The 18939-nt window shown below is 60.6% G+C and carries 19 protein-coding genes; 12 read left to right on the top strand and 7 right to left on the bottom strand.

All coding sequences use genetic code 11. From position 1 onward, the window contains the following. The first annotated feature begins 140 nt into the window (after window positions 1-140). From ASD36_RS19425 to ASD36_RS19410, 4 genes are all read left to right on the top strand, one after another. Window positions 141-2522, top strand: a complete 2382-nt coding sequence (locus tag ASD36_RS19425) for an EAL domain-containing protein (protein WP_060505743.1) — start codon at window positions 141-143, stop codon at window positions 2520-2522. A gap of 22 nt (window positions 2523-2544) precedes the next feature. Further along, entirely contained in the window at window positions 2545-3261 is a 717-nt protein-coding gene (locus ASD36_RS19420) for a transporter substrate-binding domain-containing protein (protein WP_060505744.1), read from the top strand. A gap of 122 nt (window positions 3262-3383) precedes the next feature. Next, the gene (gene pth, locus ASD36_RS19415) at window positions 3384-4100 is read left to right on the top strand and encodes an aminoacyl-tRNA hydrolase (RefSeq protein ID WP_060505745.1); all 717 of its coding nucleotides are present in this window, start codon (window positions 3384-3386) and stop codon (window positions 4098-4100) included. A 4-nt stretch (window positions 4101-4104) separates the two neighbouring features. After that, the gene (locus ASD36_RS19410) at window positions 4105-4566 is read left to right on the top strand and encodes a GNAT family N-acetyltransferase (protein ID WP_060505746.1); all 462 of its coding nucleotides are present in this window, start codon (window positions 4105-4107) and stop codon (window positions 4564-4566) included. Window positions 4567-4572: 6 nt separating this feature from the next. Here the strand turns inward: ASD36_RS19410 and clpS are convergent, their stop codons facing one another. Next, the gene (gene clpS / locus ASD36_RS19405; protein WP_060505747.1) at window positions 4573-4884 is read right to left on the bottom strand and encodes an ATP-dependent Clp protease adapter ClpS; all 312 of its coding nucleotides are present in this window, start codon (window positions 4882-4884) and stop codon (window positions 4573-4575) included. Between the two features lie 188 nt (window positions 4885-5072). On the opposite strand from clpS, the gene ychF reads away from it, so the two are divergent. From ychF to ASD36_RS19385, 4 genes are all read left to right on the top strand, one after another. Beyond that, window positions 5073-6176, top strand: coding sequence for a redox-regulated ATPase YchF (gene ychF / locus ASD36_RS19400; protein ID WP_060506055.1), 1104 nt, complete (start codon window positions 5073-5075; stop codon window positions 6174-6176). 177 nt (window positions 6177-6353) lie between these two features. Continuing rightward, entirely contained in the window at window positions 6354-7802 is a 1449-nt protein-coding gene (locus ASD36_RS19395; protein ID WP_060505748.1) for a hypothetical protein, read from the top strand. 82 nt (window positions 7803-7884) lie between these two features. Then, complete coding sequence (locus tag ASD36_RS19390; RefSeq protein ID WP_060505749.1) at window positions 7885-8340, top strand: MaoC family dehydratase; 456 nt, start codon at window positions 7885-7887, stop codon at window positions 8338-8340. After that, window positions 8337-8804, top strand: coding sequence for a MaoC family dehydratase (locus ASD36_RS19385; protein WP_060505750.1), 468 nt, complete (start codon window positions 8337-8339; stop codon window positions 8802-8804). The genes ASD36_RS19390 and ASD36_RS19385 overlap by 4 nt, the downstream gene beginning before the upstream one ends. 9 nt (window positions 8805-8813) lie before the next feature. On the opposite strand, the gene ASD36_RS19380 is transcribed toward ASD36_RS19385, so the two are convergent. The 3 genes from ASD36_RS19380 to ASD36_RS19370 all read right to left on the bottom strand — a co-directional run bounded on the left by ASD36_RS19380 (window position 8814) and on the right by ASD36_RS19370 (window position 11041). Beyond that, entirely contained in the window at window positions 8814-9932 is a 1119-nt protein-coding gene (locus ASD36_RS19380; RefSeq protein ID WP_060511746.1) for a hypothetical protein, read from the bottom strand. Window positions 9933-9952: 20 nt separating this feature from the next. Further along, window positions 9953-10498, bottom strand: coding sequence for an adenine phosphoribosyltransferase (locus tag ASD36_RS19375; RefSeq protein ID WP_060506056.1), 546 nt, complete (start codon window positions 10496-10498; stop codon window positions 9953-9955). A 132-nt stretch (window positions 10499-10630) separates the two neighbouring features. Then, on the bottom strand, window positions 10631-11041 hold the full coding sequence (locus ASD36_RS19370; protein WP_060505752.1) for a DUF4168 domain-containing protein: 411 nt from the start codon (window positions 11039-11041) through the stop codon (window positions 10631-10633). Between the two features lie 282 nt (window positions 11042-11323). On the opposite strand from ASD36_RS19370, the gene ASD36_RS19365 reads away from it, so the two are divergent. Continuing rightward, window positions 11324-11509, top strand: a complete 186-nt coding sequence (locus tag ASD36_RS19365) for a DUF1059 domain-containing protein (RefSeq protein ID WP_060505753.1) — start codon at window positions 11324-11326, stop codon at window positions 11507-11509. A 12-nt stretch (window positions 11510-11521) separates the two neighbouring features. Here the strand turns inward: ASD36_RS19365 and ASD36_RS19360 are convergent, their stop codons facing one another. The 3 genes from ASD36_RS19360 to ASD36_RS19350 are packed head-to-tail and all read right to left on the bottom strand — an operon-like array spanning window position 11522 to window position 14021. After that, window positions 11522-12772, bottom strand: a complete 1251-nt coding sequence (locus tag ASD36_RS19360) for a CCA tRNA nucleotidyltransferase (protein WP_060505754.1) — start codon at window positions 12770-12772, stop codon at window positions 11522-11524. Beyond that, complete coding sequence (locus ASD36_RS19355; RefSeq protein ID WP_060505755.1) at window positions 12769-13401, bottom strand: CoA pyrophosphatase; 633 nt, start codon at window positions 13399-13401, stop codon at window positions 12769-12771. Before ASD36_RS19355 ends, ASD36_RS19360 begins: the two co-directional genes overlap by 4 nt. Next, the gene (locus tag ASD36_RS19350) at window positions 13398-14021 is read right to left on the bottom strand and encodes a DUF1285 domain-containing protein (RefSeq protein ID WP_060505756.1); all 624 of its coding nucleotides are present in this window, start codon (window positions 14019-14021) and stop codon (window positions 13398-13400) included. The genes ASD36_RS19355 and ASD36_RS19350 overlap by 4 nt, the downstream gene beginning before the upstream one ends. A gap of 167 nt (window positions 14022-14188) precedes the next feature. Between ASD36_RS19350 and ASD36_RS19345 the strand changes: the two genes are divergently transcribed. The 3 genes from ASD36_RS19345 to ASD36_RS19335 are packed head-to-tail and all read left to right on the top strand — an operon-like array spanning window position 14189 to window position 18930. Next, complete coding sequence (locus tag ASD36_RS19345; protein ID WP_060505757.1) at window positions 14189-15202, top strand: MoxR family ATPase; 1014 nt, start codon at window positions 14189-14191, stop codon at window positions 15200-15202. A gap of 3 nt (window positions 15203-15205) precedes the next feature. Continuing rightward, entirely contained in the window at window positions 15206-16126 is a 921-nt protein-coding gene (locus tag ASD36_RS19340) for a DUF58 domain-containing protein (RefSeq protein ID WP_060505758.1), read from the top strand. Beyond that, window positions 16123-18930: a DUF4159 domain-containing protein gene (locus tag ASD36_RS19335; protein WP_060505759.1), complete on the top strand. Its 2808-nt coding sequence runs from the start codon at window positions 16123-16125 to the stop codon at window positions 18928-18930. Before ASD36_RS19340 ends, ASD36_RS19335 begins: the two co-directional genes overlap by 4 nt. Window positions 18931-18939: the final 9 nt, after the last annotated feature.

Below are 18939 nucleotides of genomic sequence, written 5' to 3'. Positions count from 1 at the left end.
GGCAGTCACCCCAGTTTTCGCCGCAAGGTTTCAGCAACATTTAAGATTTTCGTGATGTGTTGGCGCTGGGGGATTATCCGACTTCAGTGTACGAGAATCCTAATGGGACGTGGAATTGGTGGCGCAACCGGGGGCATCCGATGATGCACTCTGTTGAAAATCGTTTTATTGCGATCGTCTGTGGTGCGATGCTTGTCTTTATCGCTCCGTTGATCGTGTTGTTTCTGGCACTGTCGTCAGAGCGGGTTGCCCGTGAAAGCTTGCAGAACACGCAGGTTCTCATGGAAGCAGGCGCTCAGGCGCTTGGTAAACCCCTCTGGGATTTTGACACGGACGGCGTCGAGCAGATCGCAAAATCGCTGATCGGCGACGCCGCCGTCATGTCGGTGCATGTCAAGGACAGCTCCCAATCGATCTCCATTCGCCTTCCGGAAGGTCCGGTGGATGCCAGCCTGCCGCACAAGGTTCTCACCAGGGAAATCCTTTATAATTCGAACGACGGACAGAAATCCGTCGGCACCCTTGAGATATGGGTCTCCACGCCCGGTCTCCTGTCGCGCTTCAGCAAGGATGAACTGAGCATCTTCTTTATCCTGATCGTCGCGGTCGGTATTGTCTTTGCAGCGGCCATCCTTGGCAACCGCCTGACGGTCATCCGGCCGCTGATGCGGCTGACGGCGGCAATCGAAGCCACAAGAAGGCTCGGTTCGCGCCACCATGTCGACTGGACATCGGACGACGAGATGGGCACGCTCGCGCATAATTTCAACGAGATGCAGAGCAAGCTGGAGCGCGAGGAAACCGAGCTGAAGCTCGCCCATAGCCGCGCTACCGACATCTACAACCTCACCCCATCGATGCTGTTCTCGCTTGATCCGGCCAACTGCCTCACCGCCGTCAGTGACTACTGGCTGACGGCCACGGGCTATGACCGCACCGAGGTTATCGGCCGCGTCTTTACCGATTTCGTCGATGAACACTGGCACGAAACCTATCGGGCCCGCCGCCGCAACGGCAATACCACCCATGCCAATATCTGCGAAGTCACCGTCCCGTTCATCAAGGCGAACGGTGAAACCATGACCGTTCTCATTCTGGAGACGAAGAGTGCCACCAGCGGCGAGCGCGGCGGTCTCTCCCTGTCGGTCATGACCGACGTCACGGAACTGAAGCAGGCCGAAAGCCGCAATCATGCGCAGGCGATCACCGATCATCTGACCGGTCTTCTCAACCGCCAGGGCTTCGAAGCGGCGCTCGATGACGGCATCCGCCAGGCCGATGAGAATACGATGCAGCTGGCCTGCATCTTCATCGACCTCGATCGCTTCAAATGGATCAACGACAATTTCGGCCATGCCGCCGGCGACGAAGTATTGCGCCAGGTTGTTGCGCGTATCCGCACCACGCTTCGCCCGGCCGATGCGATGTCACGGCTCGGCGGCGACGAGTTCGCCATCCTGGTCAGCGCCGAGGACGTTGAGGCCCTGGCCAGCGAAATCGGCGACCGCATCGGCGCCAGCCTTCGCCAGCCGATCCTCGTCGAAGGTGCCGAGCTTTCGGTCAGCGCCAGCGTCGGCATCGCCCTTTATCCCGACCACGCGGCAAACGCGGCAGAACTGCTGTTGAAATCCGACATGGCGATGTATGCGCGCAAGCGCGACGGCAAGAACGGCATGCTGCTGTTCGATACCAGCATGCTCGACACCGCCCGCGAACGCCACGAGATGGAACAGAACATCGAAGCCGGGCTCAAGGAAGACTGGTTCGAGGCCTATCTGCAGCCGATCGTCAGCCTCAGCGACGGCCGCATCGCCGGGTTCGAAGCGCTGATGCGCCTGAACCATCCGGAAAAAGGTATCCTCCCGCCGGCCAAGATCATCGGCATCGCCGAGGAAACCGGCTCGATCGCCCGCATCGGCGAACGCGTGCTGGAAAAGGCGATCAGCCACCTCGCGCGGCTGACACAGCTGGAAGGGACCGAGGCGACTTATCTCGCCGTCAACTTCTCGCCACTCCAGTTTGAAGAGACGTTGCCGCACAAACTCGCGGCGCTGCTGCTCAAGCACCATATCTCCCCTGCCCGCATCGTCATCGAGATCACCGAAGCGGTGCTGATGGCCGACAATCCCGATGTGCATGCCGTGTTGAAGCAACTCAGCGAATTCGGCTGCCGGATCGCGCTCGACGATTTCGGCACCGGCTATTCCTCGCTCAGTTATCTCAACCGGTTCCCAGTCGATATCGTCAAAGTCGATCAGTCCTTTACCCGGTCGCTGACAACGGGGACAGCCGACATCCGCCGCAAGAGCCGCATGCTGATCAAGGGCATCCGGACGATCTCGCATCAGATGGGCTGTACCGTTGTTGCCGAAGGCATCGAAACCAAGGAACAATGGGAACTGCTGCGCAAGCTGGGTCTCGACTACGGCCAGGGTTATCTTTTCAGCCGGCCGATGCCGATCGAGAACATGCTGCTGATGCTGGAAATGGAATCCGAAGCAAAGGCGACCAGCCTCGCGTGACAACAATAAAGGAAGAACGGGTATGAGACATATGGCGTTCGCACTCGCTCTCCTTTTCTCGGGCACGGCGAATGCCGAAACATTGAAATTGCTGACGGAAGAGTATCCTCCCTACAATTTCAGCAAAAACGGGGTCATCAGCGGCGCCGCCGTCGAGCAGGCCGAACGGATGATGCAGGCACTTGGCACCCCCTACTCGCTCGAAATTCTTCCCTGGGCACGGGCGCTGTCGCTGACGGAAAACCAGCCGTGGACCTGTCTTTTCACCACCGGTCATGATGACGAACGTGACAAGCGATTCAAATGGGTCGAGCCGCTGCTGATCGATCGTATGGTGATGGTCCGCAAGACAGGCTCGGGCGTCAATCCGGCCAATGCCGAGGAGGCCAAGCGCTTCACCGTCGGTACCCAGCGCGACGATTTTTCGGCCAACTATCTGCACAAGAACGCTTTCCCCAAGGTCGATCTCGCCGCCGACATGGAAACGACGGTAAAGAAGCTCCTGAGCGGCCGCATCGACCTGATGATGACCTCGGAAAAGACCTTCGAAATGATGCGCGACCAGGGTGCAGCACTTGAAAGCGCGCTTGTTCTCGAAGGCAAATTCTATGGCTTTGCCTGCAATCTCGATTTGCCGGATAGCATGGTCACGGCAATGCAGGCACAACTCGACAAACTGATCGCCGACGGCACGCAGGACCAGATCTTCATAAAGTACGGACTGCGCCCCAACCGATAACCCGCATAGCGGCGTTAAGCGCAGGGCCAGACCGGAAAACCGGCCCTTGCACACGCCAGACGGTTGACATCCGGCCGCCAACGCGGTGCAAGACAGTCTGTCCGACTGTTAGAGATACACTCATGCTGATTTTCGCAGGTCTTGGTAATCCAGGCGCCGAATATGCCGGTAACCGCCACAATATCGGCTTCATGGCCGTCGACGCGATCCAGCGGCGTCACGGCTTTTCGCCCTGGTCGAAGAAATTCAAGGCGCTGGTTTCGGAAGGCGAGATCGGCGGCGAACGGGTGCTCTTGATGAAGCCGCAGACCTTCATGAACCTCTCGGGCGAAGCGGTCGGCGAGGCTATGCGCTTCTACAAGCTGGAGCCTAAGGACATTCTGGCTATCTACGACGAACTCGATCTCATTGAGGGCAAGGCCCGGATCAAGACCGGCGGCGGCCACGGTGGTCATAATGGTATCAAGTCGCTCGATGCGCATTGCGGCCGCGAATACCGCCGCCTGCGCCTCGGTATCGGCCATCCTGGTTCGAAGGAGAGAGTGCACGGCCATGTGCTCGGTGATTTCGCCAAGGCCGACAAGGTTTGGCTGGAACCGCTGCTCGATGCGCTGGCTGACAATGCCGACATGCTCGTGAAGGCCGAGGATTCGCAGTTTCTCAACAAGCTGACGCTGGCAACCGGCGGCAAGCCGGAGCCCGTCCAGACTCCAACAAAGCCCGCCACTGGAAAGTCGCATATCCGCCAGGCCCGCAACAGCGCACAGCCAAAAATCCTGCCGACGACCGGCCCGATGGCCGACATGCTCAAGAAGCTGTTCGGCAACAAGGACGAATAGAACCATGCAGACCGGTGATTTCCGTATCCGGCCGGCAACGCCAGACGATCTTCCGGCCCTGCTTTCACTCTATCGACACCTCAACCCGGACGATCCGGAGATGGCGTCGGATATCGCAACCGGGCGCTTCGCCGAGATCATCGCGCAGCCCGGTATGACGCTGCTGATCGGCGTCTCGGGCGAGAATTTGACCTCTTCGGTGACGCTGGTGGTGATCCCAAACCTGACCCGCGGCGGCGCGCCCTATGCGTTGATCGAGAACGTCGTCACGCACGCCGAATACCGCAAGCGCGGCCATGCGCGGACTTTGATCACAGATGCCTTCCAGCGGGCCTGGGACGCCGGATGTTACAAAGTCATGTTGCTGACCGGTTCGAAAGAACCGGCGACACTGAGATTCTATGAGGGATGCGGCTTCGTGCAGAACAAGACCGGCTTTCAGATCAGGCGGCCTGCCGGGATTTAGTCCTGCCTACTCCTCCGGCTCCGTCACAAACATCAGCGGAAAGCCCGCCTCCTTGCCCAGATCCGTGGCTTCCTTCGCCTTGCTCTCGGCAATATCCCTGGCACAGACGACAATGACGCACACGCCCATCTTGTGGGCGGTCATCATCATCCGGTAGCCGGTCTCCTCGCTCATGCGGAACACCGCCTTCAGAACCATGATGACGAATTCGCGCGGCGTATAATCGTCATTGACCAGAGTGACCTTGTAGAGCTTCGGCCTTTCCAGCTTTGGCTTGGTCACAGTTTTGGGTTTGAGACTGGTGTCGTTATCCGCCATCGGAAATCCGCCCGTTGGTCACAGGAGTGGAGGAAAGATCCATTGTGCATCGCAAACCGGCTTCAAACAAGATGCACTCGGGCGGCTTCTCCCCTATAAAGCCTGCAAAACCGGTCTGAGGCTTGACCTCGGCCCAAGTTTCCGCAAAAGGCACAGCAACAGAATTCGATCGGACAGGTTTCAAGACCATGGGTTTCAAATGCGGTATCGTCGGACTGCCGAATGTCGGCAAGTCCACTCTTTTCAACGCGCTGACCAAGACGGCGCAGGCGCAGGCGGCAAACTATCCGTTCTGCACCATCGAGCCGAATACCGGAGAAGTGGCTGTGCCGGATCCGCGCATGCGCAAGCTTGCCGATATCGCCAAGTCCAAGGAACTGATCCCGACCCGCATCTCGTTCGTCGATATCGCCGGCCTGGTGCGCGGCGCGTCGAAGGGTGAAGGTCTGGGCAACAAGTTCCTCGCCAATATCCGCGAAGTTGATGCGACGGTACATGTGCTGCGCTGCTTCGAAGACGACGATATCACCCATGTCGAGGGCCGCATCAATCCTGTCGGCGACGCCGAGACGATCGAGACCGAGCTGATGCTCGCCGATCTGGAAAGCCTGGAACGCCGCACCGAGCAGACGCGCAAGCGCGCCGCATCGAAGGACAAGGAATCCCTCAGCTTGCTGCCGGTCATGGATGCGGCTTTGAAGCTGCTGCAGGACGGCAAGCCGGTGCGCACGCTTCTGCCGACACTGGATGCGGAAGAAAAGCTCATCCTGCAGGGTCTCAATCTTTTGACCGCCCACCCGGTTCTCTACGTCTGCAACGTCGCGGAAGCCGATGCTGCAACCGGCAATGCCCATACCAAGGCCGTCGAAGCCATGGCCAAGGCGCAGGGTGCAGAAACCGTCGTTATCTCGGCTGCGATCGAATCCGAAGTGGCGCAGCTGCCGGAAGAAGAATCCAAGGAATTCCTGGAAGCGCTAGGCCTGCATGAAGCCGGTCTCGACCAGCTGATCCGCGCCGGCTACAAGCTGCTCGACCTGATCACTTATTTCACCGTCGGCCCCAAGGAAACGCGCGCCTGGACCATTCCGCGCGGAACCAAGGCACCGGCCGCCGCAGGCGTCATCCACACGGATTTCGAACGCGGCTTCATCCGCGCCTTCACCATTGCCTATGACGATTACATCGCGTTTGGCGGTGAAACCGGCGCCAAGGAAGCTGGCAAGGCGCGCGACGAAGGCAAGGAATATGTCGTTCAGGACGGCGACGTCATCCACTTCCGCTTCAACACCTAAACGGAGCGTGGGGCCGTACGGGCGGCTGCGCTTCCGACAGGAAACTCAAGACACGGCAACGCCGTTCGTTAACTCTAGCGAACGGCGTTGCCGTCTGTAGCGTGTTGCGGCCGCCTTGGCGCTTGCCCTTCAGCCGATCGGCTATATGTTGCCTCGCAATCATTTGAGGAGTTTTCAATGCGCCTGATTCCTGCCCTTCTGCTTTCAACCGCCCTCATCACACAATCAGTGCAGGCCGCGGATATCAGCCATCAGGGTGCGCAGGAACTCGAGCGGAAGTTCACCTCATTCCTCCCGGAAACCCTGGCAAAGACGGGCCTGATCAAGGTGCGGCCCGGCACCGCCGATTACGAACTGACCTTCGATCCGACCGTGCTTCTGAAAGACATCGATCCGAAAACCTTCAGCATTTCCGGCCTGAAGCCACTGCTTTCGCTGATCCGCCCGATGGACGATGGACTCTGGCATTTCTCCCAGGCCGCTGATCTCGATGTGAAGGGACAGTTCACTACAGGACCCGAAAAAACCGACTTCACCTACAAGATCGACGCGATGCGCGCCGAAGGCATTGTCGATCCCGATCTGTTCTATTTCAAAACCGCCGACATGTCCGCAGATGGCATTTTCATGACGTCGGTGTCACCGCAGCAATCCGTCGAAGCCCGGTTCGGATCGATGACGTCGACGATGAACTCGACGCGGGCGACGCCGCAGACCATCGACATTCGCGGCAACACGGCGCTGAACGGCTTTACCGAAACGATCATCGATCCCTTAAAGATGAAGGTGGATATTTCCGCCGATACCGTGACAGCGGATGTCGCCGTCAACGGCCTTGCCTACCGGCCGCTGCAGGATCTTGTTTTCTTCGTTTTCGACAATGTGAAGAAGGAAAAGCTGCTGGCAACCGAGCAGGTTCGCTTGAAATCGCTGATACGCGCCAACCTGCCGATGTTTGAAAACCTTCTGGAATCAATCGAGATCGCCAATTTCAAGATCGCCACGGCCACCGGCACCTATGGTGCGGAAACCTTGCGCTACACCATCGACACCAACGGCCTGAAGGACGATGCGAAAGTCGGCTTCGGCGTCACCATCGACAAACCATCGCTGCCGCCCGGACAGGTGCCGGAAGCCTTTGCCTCGGCGCTTCCCCAAACCGTGACCGCCCGTATTTCACTGGAAAAGCTCAATCTGGCCAGCGGCATCACCTATCTGATCGACCGCGCCAACTTCGACGCCGACAAGCCGCTGACCGACGAACAGTCGGCCGAGGCCGGCCGCATCTTCCTGCCGGGCGGCGCCATGACGATCCGGTATGACGAGGTCTCGGCCCGCTCCGCCGTCTACGATTTCAGCCTGTCGGGCACGACGACTATCTATCCGGAACAGCCGGACCGCCAGAACACCGATGTCACCCTCTATGCCAAGGATTTTGACAATACGGTTTCCTACATGCAAAAGAACGCCGCAACCGTGCCGGAATTCGGCCAGGCGGCCTTCATGCTGCTGATGATCAAGGGTTTTGCCAAGCAGACGCCGGATGGCCGTCAGATGTGGAATATTACCGTCGACGAAAGCAAGAAGGTGAAGATCAACGGTCAGGACCTGCCTTTCCAGCCTTGATCCGGCCCGCCACCGTAATCCTGTTTCCATTTCCCAGGACACGTGCGGATGCTAGAACGTCCGTGTTGGAGGATATTCAGCCATGCTTCATTTCGAGGATTTTCCGGTCGGCAAACGGTTCGATTTCAAACCGGTCGTGGTCAAGGCCGAGGAGGTCATCGCCTTTGCATCGGAATTCGACCCGCAGCCGATGCATCTGTCCGAGGAAGGCGGCAGGGCCAGCATTCTCGGCGGATTGGCGGCCTCCGGCTGGCATACCAGCGCGATGATGATGCGGATGCTCTGCGATAGCTACATCCATGAAACGGCGTCGGAAGGTTCTCCCGGCGTCGACAGCATGGAATGGAAGAAAGCGGTGCTTGCCGGCGACACGCTGTCCGGCAATTGCACCGTCCTTGAGGCGCGTGTCTCGCGCTCAAGGCCCGAGATCGGCATCGTGCGGCTGCGCGCCGTCGTCGTCAACCAGCGGGGCGAGACCGTGGCGATTTGCGACTATGCCAACATGATCCGCTGCCAAACGGCAGGAGACGCTGCATGAAACTGTCCGACCTCCACCCCGCAGGTACGCGCGAAACCATCGGCACGGTGACGTTCAGCCCCGAAGACATCATCCATTTCGCCGAAAAATTCGATCCGCAGCCGTTTCATCTCGATGCGGACCTGGCCAGGCAATCGTTGTTCGGCGGCCTCTGCGCGTCCGGCTGGCACACCTGCGCCGGATGGATGAAATGCTTCGTGCCGTACTGGCTGGGTGAAATGAAGCGGCTGGCGGCCGAGGGCCTCGTTGCGCCCAAGCTTGGCCCCTCGCCCGGCTTCAAGGACATGCGCTGGCTGCGGCCGGTCTTCGCCGGCGACACGATCACCTATTTCGTCACCTTCGTTGCGGCAAAGGACCTGGAATCACGGCCGGGATGGCGGATCAACACCATCCTGTGCGAAGGCGAAAACCAGGATGGCCAGTCGGTCATCCGGTTCGAAAGCAAGGTCATCGAGTTCCCTTGAGAACCGTCATCAGACCTTGGCTTGATAGACCGGGTGCAGGTGTGAGGTGATCCCGGCTGGCAGCAGCGAGACGATAGCCCGCCGCAACGCCTGCCAGAAAATACCGATCATCAAAACGACGACGCCGACCGCAAGCACGGTGACGGAAAAATAGTCGCTGAAAGCCACCCCGCCCCGCTGCAGGATCGTCCAGATCGCCAGACCGAGCGATACCAGTCCAGAGGTGACAAAGGCGCGCCGGTCGATAATCAGGCCGATGACCATGAAGACGATGACGATCGCAAGCACCGCGGCCGCATCCGCCGGTGATGTTGCATCTCCCCACCATTCGCTGGAAAAATTGCGCAGGAAGATGAAGGACAGCATGGCGTAGAGCAGCGCCGGAGCAGCTGCGAGATGCAGCCAGAATGCCACGTCGGATTTACGGCTTTTGCGGGTTGGATCGGCGACATCATAGGACATTGCCGCCGAAAAGAGGCCCAACGCGCTGATCAGGAACACGCTGGAAACCAGACCGGAATGCTCGGCAAGAGCCTCGGTCGAGCCGTAGGCCTTGGCAATCAGCACAAGCACGATATCCATGGCGAGCAGGAACAGCGCCAGAAGCGTTGCCGCCAGCGCCAAGGGCACCCGGTATCGCCAGTAAAACGCTGCCAGAACGGCAGCAAAGATCGGCAACACCATCAGCCAGTTGATCAGGGTGTCGAGTTCCTCTGGAGCAGCCACCTCGATGACCAGCAGAGCAAACATGCCGGTCCAGTGGAGGAGAGCCACAGTCAGCGCCACGGCGGGCAACGCAAGACGTTGCCTCCGGATCAGGATCTCGGCCAGGATGATGATGGCCGGCAGAACAGCAAACAGATTGCCGATACCCCAGAGGCCGACGAGCGCCACGATGACGCCGATGGTGATCAGGATATCGTGGAAACCGCGAACGAAACGCGGCTGCTCGCTTTCTTCTGCCAGAAGCGCGTCATCGGCGAGCACCGCCGGACCGGCCACCCGGCGTTCTCCGCCTCCGGCTGCCATCTTCGCATCCAGCAAAAACGGCACCAGCTTCTCCGCCTGCGCTGAGGTGATGATTCCCTCATTCGCAGCTGCGGCCATCGCTTCCTGTATCGACGTCATAGATGGCTCCCGCCGTTTCTTCAGTGGCCGTCGAATTCGATCAGCGTGCGAACCTCGACACCGAGGGCTTCGAGCTTCTTGCGGCCGCCGAGTTCCGGCAGGTCGATGATGAAACAGGCGGCGACGATATCGGCACCCATCTGCTGCAAGAGCTTGGTCGCGCCTTCGGCGGTGCCACCGGTGGCGATCAGATCATCGACCAGAACCACCTTCTCACCCGGCTTGATGGCATCGCGGTGCATTTCCATCTCGTCGACGCCGTATTCGAGACTATAGGCGATGCGGACGATATCGTGCGGCAGCTTGCCCTTTTTGCGGATCGGAACGAAACCGGCCGACATCTGGTGCGCCATGGCGCCACCCATGATGAAGCCGCGTGCTTCCACGCCCGCAACCTTGTCGATCTTGGTGCCGGCAAAGGGCTGGATCAGCGCATCGATCGCACTACGGAAAGCGCGCGGATTGCCAAGCAGCGTGGTGATATCGCGGAACATGATGCCTGGCTTCGGATAATCCGCGATGTTGCGGATCGAAGCGATCAGTTCCTGCTGAAGAGAAGAGCTCATGATGGTGGGCATGCCTTTGCGGACGTCTCAGGGAGACGAAGGCATAACATCAAAGCTCACGTTTTTTATAGTGCTTTCTGTTGGAAACAATTCGGGAGCAGGACCTGTTTTGCCCTGCTCCGCGATATCGGCCTATTGAGCGGTATCAGTGGTCTTGAGTTTTTCCTGCACCTTCTTTGCGACATCGGGATCAGTCTGTGCTGCGGTGATGATAGTCTTGTATTCATCAAGCGACATGTCCGGCGACTTCTCGACCGCATTGATCATCTGCTTGTTGGCCTCGTTCTGAAGTTTCTGCTTGTTCACCGCGTCCTTTTCGGCCCCGATCTTGGCGGCATAATCCTGGCGGACCTTGTCGACCTGCAGATAGGCGACGGCAAAGGCTTCGATCTTTTGATCGCTGATGGCAGCGGGAGCCGTGCCCTGCATCGGCTGGGTCGTCTGTGGTTCGGCTGCACCTTGGGCAAAGGCCGGCGAGTTGATGACGATCAGGCTGAGTGCCGCAGCGGTCAGGGCTGCAACGGGCATGTGGCGAATGGTCATATGCGTGTCCTTCCTTAAGTCAGTCTCAAGACGGTTTTCACCAATTTTTCCGAAAGGGGCTACCCCCGGTGCCAAGGGTTGAGGACAGATCGGGCGACAATGTGACCCTGAAAAGGAAGCTTCAAGGCCATGTCGCGTTCAGAAAACGGGGGCTGCCCGCAATATTGTGAACGCCAAGCAAGCGATCGGCGGAACCATCGGCACCATTTTCGGTTATACTTGCTTCATCCGTCTGGTCCGAACGCCTTCCAGGCGGACTATGCAAACGCAAGGAGGAGCATCATGCGATTGTTTGAATGCGGGACCCTCGTGCCCGGCTGCGAATGGCACACCCACGCCGACAGCGACGCCGAAGTCGTCCGGCGGGCCGTGGAACACATGCGTACGGTGCACGGAGAAACGCTGATTCGCGAAAACATGATCGACAATATTAAGGCGCGCATTGTCGAAGAGGCGAAAGTCGCCTGAACCTCAGCCCTTTCAGACCGTCGATTGCAGCCGGGCAACCAACGTTGCCCGGTCGGCATTGAAATTGCCGTCTACCCATTTCTCCTCAAGCTGGCCAAGAATTTCGCCGACCCGCGGCCCGGCGGGAATGCCGGTGGCCAGAACATCGGCCCCGGTCAGCGGAAACACGGGCTTCTGCCATTTCTCCGACCGCGTCAAAAGCCGTTGCAGCCGTGCCGTCTCAGGTAGCAGCGCCGGATCGTTTTCGGCTTTCTGCCGCACGGAGGCGAGTGAAAGCCGCAGCGACGTTGCTATCCCCTTGTCTCCGTTCCGATACAGCAACCGGTCGAATGCGGTATCGGCAATCTCGGCCGGCAAACGTGGGGCCTTGGTCCAGGCAGTGAAATAGACCGCTTCCGCCTTGGACAACCGCAGCCGCTTAGCCATCGCATCCAACCGCTCGGCGTCAGGCGGGACGATCGATGCCAGCCTGAGCAGCGGATCGGGTTGCCAGCCAAAAGCCTGTTCGGCGGCAATCAGCCCCGGGATCGCATCGATACCCCATTTCTCGCTTTCCGGCAGGATTTCGCTCAACACGCCGGATGTCCGCATCCAAAGCAGCGCCCGGCCCGGATCGCGCGCCGAAAGCAGCTTCTTCAATTCGGACCAGACCCGCTCGGCCGACAGTGTCGATAGTTTCGAGCGCGCCTGGGCGCAGGCGCGAAGGCCGTCGGCATCCGGGCGGCCAGAGCCGTAATGCGCAAAGAAGCGGAAGAACCGCAGCACCCGCAGATAGTCTTCGGCCACTCGCTCGCTGGCATTGCCAATGAAACGGATATTGCGTTTCTCGACATCGGCCAAACCGCCGACGAGGTCGATCACATCGCCCTTCGCATCGGCATAGAGCGCATTGATCGTCAGGTCACGCCGCTCAGCATCCACTGTCCAGTCCGTGCCGAAGGCGACCTCGGCATGACGGCCGTCCGTCTCCACGTCCCGACGCAAGGTCGTGATTTCGTAGGGCTTTCCATCGATGACCAGGGTCACCGTCCCGTGTTCGATCCCGGTCGGTACCGCCTTGATACCCGCAGATTTGGCGCGTGCGACCACCACTTGCGGCAGAAGCGTCGTCGCCATGTCGATATCGGCGACGGCAAGCCCCATCAGGCTGTTGCGAACGGCACCACCGACCACACGCACCTCGCCGCCATCGGCGTTGAGAAGATCGAAAATGCGCGTCAGCGCGGGCGCCGAAAACCATGTTTCAGCGGCAACGGAAGTCATGCATAAAGCCTTTCATACAACATGCGGACAATGCCCGCCGTAATGCCCCAGATATGCTGTTCGCCATAGGGCATGCTGTAAAAATGCCGCTCGGCACCCTTCCAGGTCGCCTGGCCGCGGCCGTGATTATCAGGGTTCATCAGGAAGGACAGCGGTACGTCAAAGACGATGTCAACTTCCGCAGGATTCGGGATGAGGTCGTAACCCGGCTGGACCACGGCCAGAATCGGCGTAATGCGAAAGCCCGACATCGCCATATAATAAGGCAGCCGGCCAACCGTTTCGACAAACCGCCGGTCAAGGCCGATTTCCTCTTCGGTCTCGCGCAGGGCCGCACGCTCCGGCGTATCATCCTGCGGATCGATGGCGCCGCCCGGAAAGGAAACCTGGCCGGAATGCTTGCGCAGTGTCGCCGTGCGCCGGGTGAAGATTACCCGCGCCTCGTCGCCATCGTCGATGACAGGCACGAGAACAGCGGCATCCCTGAGTTTCAGGGTCTCAAGATAGGGAACAGTGTCGGGATTGAGCAGAAAATCGCCATGTTCCCGCCAGGCCTCTTCCGTGGGGCTGCCGGACTGCCGGAGCGCCCGGCGGCGAAAATCATCGGCTGAAAACAACAAATCCGTCATGCCGACAGCGCTTCCAGTTCCTGGGCGGGCATGATGGCAAAGGTGACGCCGCCAGAGCGGATGGCAAACATCGCCGTGCCGTCGATCGCCACCGTCTCGCCGAGCCCCACCAGATCGTACATCACGGCGCGCGACACCAGCGCTTCCAGCCGCCCGCGCACATGCAGATAGGGTTTCAATTCACGGTTCTCGCCATGCACGACGAAACGAAGCGCATGATCCGGGCCGGCCTCGACGACATCGCCGACATTGGTGCGGAAGGTGATGACGGGCACGCCGTCGCGTTCAGTGACGTTCATCTCGACCGCGACAAAAGGTGCATCGGTGATGCGGATGCCCAGTTTTTCCACAGGAGTTACGAGATAGGTCTTGCCGTCCTCGTCCTTGCGCAGAACCGTGGAAAACAGCCGAACCAGAGGCTGCCGGCCGATCGGCGTGCCCATGTAGAACCAGGTTCCATCAGCGCGGATCTCCATGTCGATATCGCCGCAAAACGGCGGATTCCAGCGCTCGACCGGGGGTAATCCCCTGGTCTGGCCGTTCGTCTGCCCGGCCGCGCGGGTGATCAGCGCCGCCAGTCCTGCAGCATCGCCCGCCTGATGTATTTCCGCATCCGCCATCGTTCCGTCCCGTTTGGCCCTATTCTTGCTTTTTATCGAGCACTGCCTCACGAGATAGTGCGTTGCCCCCGTCTTGTCAGCCACCGGGCGGAGCATAGATTGAAAAAGAGAAACGGAAAGCGCGCTTTTCGCGATTCGGCGCCGTTGCCGGCCACTGGAGACAGACAATGGGTGTGATGAAAACGACAGACGGCGCGGTGGACGACAAGGCGATCATCGCTGCGGCAGAAAAGGCGCTGGGCGAGATTGCCCTCATCCGCAAGGAAGTCGGCAAGGTGATCTTCGGTCAGGAGAGCGTTGTTGAACAGACGTTGCTGGCAGTGCTCTCCGGTGGTCATGCGCTCTTGGTCGGCGTTCCCGGCCTTGCCAAGACCAAGCTGGTCTCGACGCTCGGTACCGTGCTCGGCCTCAATTCCAGCCGTATCCAGTTTACTCCTGACCTGATGCCATCCGATATTCTCGGTTCCGAAGTCATGGACCAGGACGACAACGGCCGCCGGTCGTTCCGCTTCGTGCCCGGCCCGATCTTCACCCAGCTTCTGATGGCCGACGAAATCAACCGCGCCAGCCCGCGCACGCAGTCAGCGCTGCTGCAGGCCATGCAGGAGTACCACGTCACCGTCGCTGGTCAGCGCAACGACCTGCCACAGCCCTTCCATGTTCTGGCGACGCAGAACCCGTTGGAACAGGAAGGCACATACCCCCTGCCCGAAGCTCAACTCGACCGCTTCCTGATGCAGGTCGATGTCGGCTACCCGGAGCTTGCGGCCGAACGGCAGATCCTGCTCGAAACCACCGGCACCCATGAATCCGAAGCAGGCGGTGTTATCGATGCCGCCCAGCTCAGGGATATCCAGCAGCTGATCCGGCAGATGCCCGTCAGCGAGAAAGTCGTCGATGCCATCCTGTCGCTGGTGCGCTCGGCCCGTCCCGGCAACGGCAATGCCGCAACCGACAAGAACGTCGCCTGGGGCCCCGGCCCGCGCGCCGGCCAGTCGCTGATGCTGTGCGCCCGCGCCCGCGCTCTTTATGACGGCAGGCTCTCGCCATCGATCGATGACATCATGGCGCTGGCTGAGCCGGTGCTGCAGCACCGGATGGCGCTGACATTCGCAGCCCGGGCGGAAGGCATGTCGGTGCGGGACGTGATTACCGGTCTGGTCAAGCAAGCCAAGGGATAATGAATGGCTGCCATCGGCCAAATCGTCGAACCGACACCCTCTGGAGACGTCCTTTCCCGTGCGCAGAGCCGCGCCCGGCTGATCCCGGACTGCATGGTGGAAGCAAAGCGCATCGCCAATACGGTGATTTCCGGCTGGCACGGCCGCCGCAAGCGCGGAATCGGCGAAAATTTCTGGCAGTTCCGGCCCTATAGCGACGGCGAGAGCCTGTCGCGCATCGACTGGCGCCGCTCGGCCCGCGACGATCATACCTATGTGCGCGACCGCGAATGGGAGGCGGCCCACACCATCTGGCTCTGGGCCGACCTGTCGCCGTCGATGATGTACAAATCAAAGTTCGGTTCGGTCTCCAAGGAAAGCCGCGCGCTGGTGCTGATGCTGGCACTGGCAGAAATCCTTGCCCGTTCCGGCGAGCGGATCGGCTGCCCCGGCGTCATGGAGCCGGTGTCGGCCCGCAATGCCGCCGAACGGCTGGCGACCGCGCTGATGCATACACCGCTTTCGGGTGGCTTGCCGCAGACGGCCATGATCCGTGGCACCAGTGATCTGGTCCTGATCGGCGACTTTCTCGATCCGGCCGACAAAATCATGGCGCGTCTCGGACCGCTTGCCCGGCGCGGCCTGCGTGGCCATGTCATTGAGATTGCCGACCCGGCCGAAGAGAGCTTTCCCTATGCCGGGCGCACCGAATTCACCGATCCGGAGACCGGCGAGAAGCTGACAGCCGGCCGCGCCGAAATCGTTCGCGACGACTATCGCCGCGCCTACATCGCCCGCCGCGACAGCCTCGGCGAAAACCTGCGCCATCTCGGCTGGACGTTCACACCACATCGCACCGATCACCTCGCCTCCGAGGCGCTGGTCGCCGTGCACATGTATCTCTCGGGCATGCCCGGGCGCGCCACCCATGGAGGCCAGTTGTGAGCTTCCTGCCGTTCATCTTCGCCAATCCGCTAATGCTCGCAGCCCTGGTTGCCCTGCCGGCGATCTGGTGGCTCTTGCGCATGACACCGCCCAAACCGGTGGTGGAGGTGTTTCCACCATTGCGCATTCTCGCCAGCGTCCTGAAGCGTGAAGAAACGCCGTCGAAAAGCCCGTGGTGGCTGACGCTGCTGCGCATGCTGATGGCCGCCGCCATCATCCTCGCCATCGCCGACCCGGTATTCAATCCGCGCACGAACACGCTTTCGGGCAACGGCCCGCTGGCGCTGGTAATCGACAACAGCTGGGCAACATCGAGTGACTGGCAGCGCCGCGTCGAAACCGCCGAAGCGTTGATCGGCGATGCGGAAGCGAAAGACCTGCCGGTCGCCGTCGTCTTCACTGCCGACCAGGACCACAATGCCGTACCCGGATCTGCCTTGACCGCGCGCAACCGCCTTGCTGCAGCAACACCGCAACCGCTGCGGCCGGACAGGCAAACAGCCGTCAATGCATTAAGGACAGCGCTCAACGGCACCACGCCCGGCACATTGGCCTTCCTTTCGGATGGCATCGAGGCCGATGATAGTCAGGTGATGGCGGAACTGGCGGCACTCGCACCGGCCAATTTGCGGTTGATCGAGGGCAGCAACGATCACGCCGTGGCGATCAGCAATTCCGCCAATGATGCCGAATCGATGGTGGTCAGCGCCACTCGCCTCGATACGGCCGGCGCCCGGACCCTGCCCGTCACCGCCTATGACACACGCGGCCGGGCGATCGCCAACGGCTCTGTCGCTTTTTCTGCCGGAGAAGGTCTTGCCAAGGCGACGCTTGCCGCCCCCTTCGAACTGCGGAATGATTTTGCGCGCGTCGGCATCGATGGATTGGCAACCGCCGGCGGCACGTTCCTGCTCGATGACGGCTTCCGCCGCCGCCGGGTGGCACTGCTCAGCGGCGAAGCCCGCGACCAGTCGCAGCCGCTACTTTCGCCGCTCTACTATATCAACCGGGCGCTAGCGCCCTATGCCGACCTGATCCAGCCGAACGAAGCCGACATGGCGGTTTCGATCCCCGAGCTTCTTGCACAGAAGCCGTCGATGCTGATCATGGCCGATATCGGCCGCCTGCCGGAAGAGACGTACGCGCCGATCACCAAATGGATCGAAAACGGCGGTACGCTGGTGCGGTTTGCCGGTCCGCGTCTGGCCGCTGCCCCTGCCGACGATCCACTGGTGCCGGTGACGCTGCGGCAAGGTGAACGCGCGCTTGGCGGCGCGCTTTCCTGGTCCGAACCGCAACCGCTGGCCGACTATCCGGCGCTCAGCCCCTTTGCCGGCATGCCAAGGCCGGAAGGCATTCTCGTCAAACGGCAGGTGCTTGCCGAGCCGACCGCAGACCTGTCCTCGCGGACCTGGGCAAGCCTTGCCGACGGCACGCCGCTGGTGACAACAAAAACGCAAGGGACCGGCCGCATCATTCTCTTCCATGTCAGTGCCGAGGCGACCTGGTCGAACCTGCCGATATCAGGCGATTTCGTCGAAATGCTTCGCCGCAGTGTCCAGCTGTCGCGGAGCGGCGGCGTTGCAAGCGAAGGTGCGGTAAAGGGCCAGACGTTGGCACCGTATCGCCTCTTGAACGCCGACGGCGTGCTGATCAGCGAAACCGGCAAGGCACGGCCGCTGGAAGTTACCGCTGGAAGCACCCCTGTTTCCAGCGTCGAGCATCCGCCTGGTCTCTATGGTTCGGAAGAAGGATTTACCGCGCTAAACCTTTTGCCCCGCGATAGCCAGTTGAAGCCGATCGACAAGGCAGGCTTGTCTATTCCCTACACCACGGAACCGCTCATCGGTGCCGAGGCCTGGTCGCTGAAACCATCGCTGTTTGCTGCAGCGCTCATCCTGCTGCTGATCGATTCCGCCATCGTGCTGTTCATGGGCGGCGCCTTTGCCCGCCTGAGAATGCCAGCGTCGGCGGCAATCGTTCTGGTACTCGCGGCAGGCACGCTGGTCGCCACGCCTGGCCAGTCCTTTGCCGACGACAGCAAGCCGGGGGACGACATCATCCTGCGGCAACTGGACAAGACCCACCTCGCCTATGTCATCACCGGTGAAGCCGATGTCGACCGGCTTTCCGAGCGCGGCCTGGCTGGCCTGACCGATTTCCTCACCTATCGCACGACGCTCGAACCCGGCCCGCCGATCGGTCTCGACATTGCCTCGGACGAACTGGCATTCTATTCGCTGATCTACTGGCCGGTATCGGCCAACGCGCCGATGCCGAGCCCTGCGGCGATCAGCCGGATCGATGCCTATATGCGCTCGGGCGGCACCGTGCTGTTCGATACGCGCGATCAGTTTTCATCGCTGTCATCCGGTTCCGGCACAAGCCCCAATTCCGAGCGGCTGCAGGCGATCCTTGCCGATCTCGATATCCCGCCGCTGGAACCGGTTCCGGCCGACAACGTGCTGACCAAGTCGTTCTACCTGCTGTCGAATTTTCCCGGCCGCTACAATGGCAGCCCGCTGTGGATAGAGGCGCAACCGGACAATGGCTCGCAGCCGACCGGCAGGCCGGCCCGCTCCGGCGACGGCGTCTCCCCGATCATGATCACCGGCAATGATTTTGCCGGCGCCTGGGCAATCGACAGCAACGGCATGCCGCTTTTGCCGACCGTGCCACCGGACGAGCAGCAACGCGAACTCGCCTTCCGCTCAGGCGTCAACATCATGATGTATATGCTGACCGGCAACTACAAGGCCGATCAAGTGCATATCCCTGCTCTGCTCGAACGGCTAGGCCAGTGAGGGCAAGCT

The sequence above is a fragment of the Rhizobium sp. Root1334 genome (genome assembly GCF_001426665.1).
GTDB lineage: Bacteria > Pseudomonadota > Alphaproteobacteria > Rhizobiales > Rhizobiaceae > Pararhizobium.
This window is presented reverse-complemented; position numbering and strand designations above follow the sequence as displayed.

Excerpts from the sequence above, each read along its gene's own strand:
- ASD36_RS19425 (WP_060505743.1), top strand. The coding sequence starts at position 141 with ATGATGCACTCTGTTGAAAATCGTTTTATTGCGATCGTCTGTGGTGCG.
- ASD36_RS19420 (WP_060505744.1), top strand. The coding sequence starts at position 2,545 with ATGAGACATATGGCGTTCGCACTCGCTCTCCTTTTCTCGGGCACGGCG.
- pth (WP_060505745.1), top strand. The coding sequence starts at position 3,384 with ATGCTGATTTTCGCAGGTCTTGGTAATCCAGGCGCCGAATATGCCGGT.
- ASD36_RS19410 (WP_060505746.1), top strand. The coding sequence starts at position 4,105 with ATGCAGACCGGTGATTTCCGTATCCGGCCGGCAACGCCAGACGATCTT.
- clpS (WP_060505747.1), bottom strand. The coding sequence starts at position 4,884 with ATGGCGGATAACGACACCAGTCTCAAACCCAAAACTGTGACCAAGCCA.
- ychF (WP_060506055.1), top strand. The coding sequence starts at position 5,073 with ATGGGTTTCAAATGCGGTATCGTCGGACTGCCGAATGTCGGCAAGTCC.
- ASD36_RS19395 (WP_060505748.1), top strand. The coding sequence starts at position 6,354 with ATGCGCCTGATTCCTGCCCTTCTGCTTTCAACCGCCCTCATCACACAA.
- ASD36_RS19390 (WP_060505749.1), top strand. The coding sequence starts at position 7,885 with ATGCTTCATTTCGAGGATTTTCCGGTCGGCAAACGGTTCGATTTCAAA.
- ASD36_RS19385 (WP_060505750.1), top strand. The coding sequence starts at position 8,337 with ATGAAACTGTCCGACCTCCACCCCGCAGGTACGCGCGAAACCATCGGC.
- ASD36_RS19380 (WP_060511746.1), bottom strand. The coding sequence starts at position 9,932 with ATGACGTCGATACAGGAAGCGATGGCCGCAGCTGCGAATGAGGGAATC.
- ASD36_RS19375 (WP_060506056.1), bottom strand. The coding sequence starts at position 10,498 with ATGAGCTCTTCTCTTCAGCAGGAACTGATCGCTTCGATCCGCAACATC.
- ASD36_RS19370 (WP_060505752.1), bottom strand. The coding sequence starts at position 11,041 with ATGACCATTCGCCACATGCCCGTTGCAGCCCTGACCGCTGCGGCACTC.
- ASD36_RS19365 (WP_060505753.1), top strand. The coding sequence starts at position 11,324 with ATGCGATTGTTTGAATGCGGGACCCTCGTGCCCGGCTGCGAATGGCAC.
- ASD36_RS19360 (WP_060505754.1), bottom strand. The coding sequence starts at position 12,772 with ATGACTTCCGTTGCCGCTGAAACATGGTTTTCGGCGCCCGCGCTGACG.
- ASD36_RS19355 (WP_060505755.1), bottom strand. The coding sequence starts at position 13,401 with ATGACGGATTTGTTGTTTTCAGCCGATGATTTTCGCCGCCGGGCGCTC.
- ASD36_RS19350 (WP_060505756.1), bottom strand. The coding sequence starts at position 14,021 with ATGGCGGATGCGGAAATACATCAGGCGGGCGATGCTGCAGGACTGGCG.
- ASD36_RS19345 (WP_060505757.1), top strand. The coding sequence starts at position 14,189 with ATGGGTGTGATGAAAACGACAGACGGCGCGGTGGACGACAAGGCGATC.
- ASD36_RS19340 (WP_060505758.1), top strand. The coding sequence starts at position 15,206 with ATGGCTGCCATCGGCCAAATCGTCGAACCGACACCCTCTGGAGACGTC.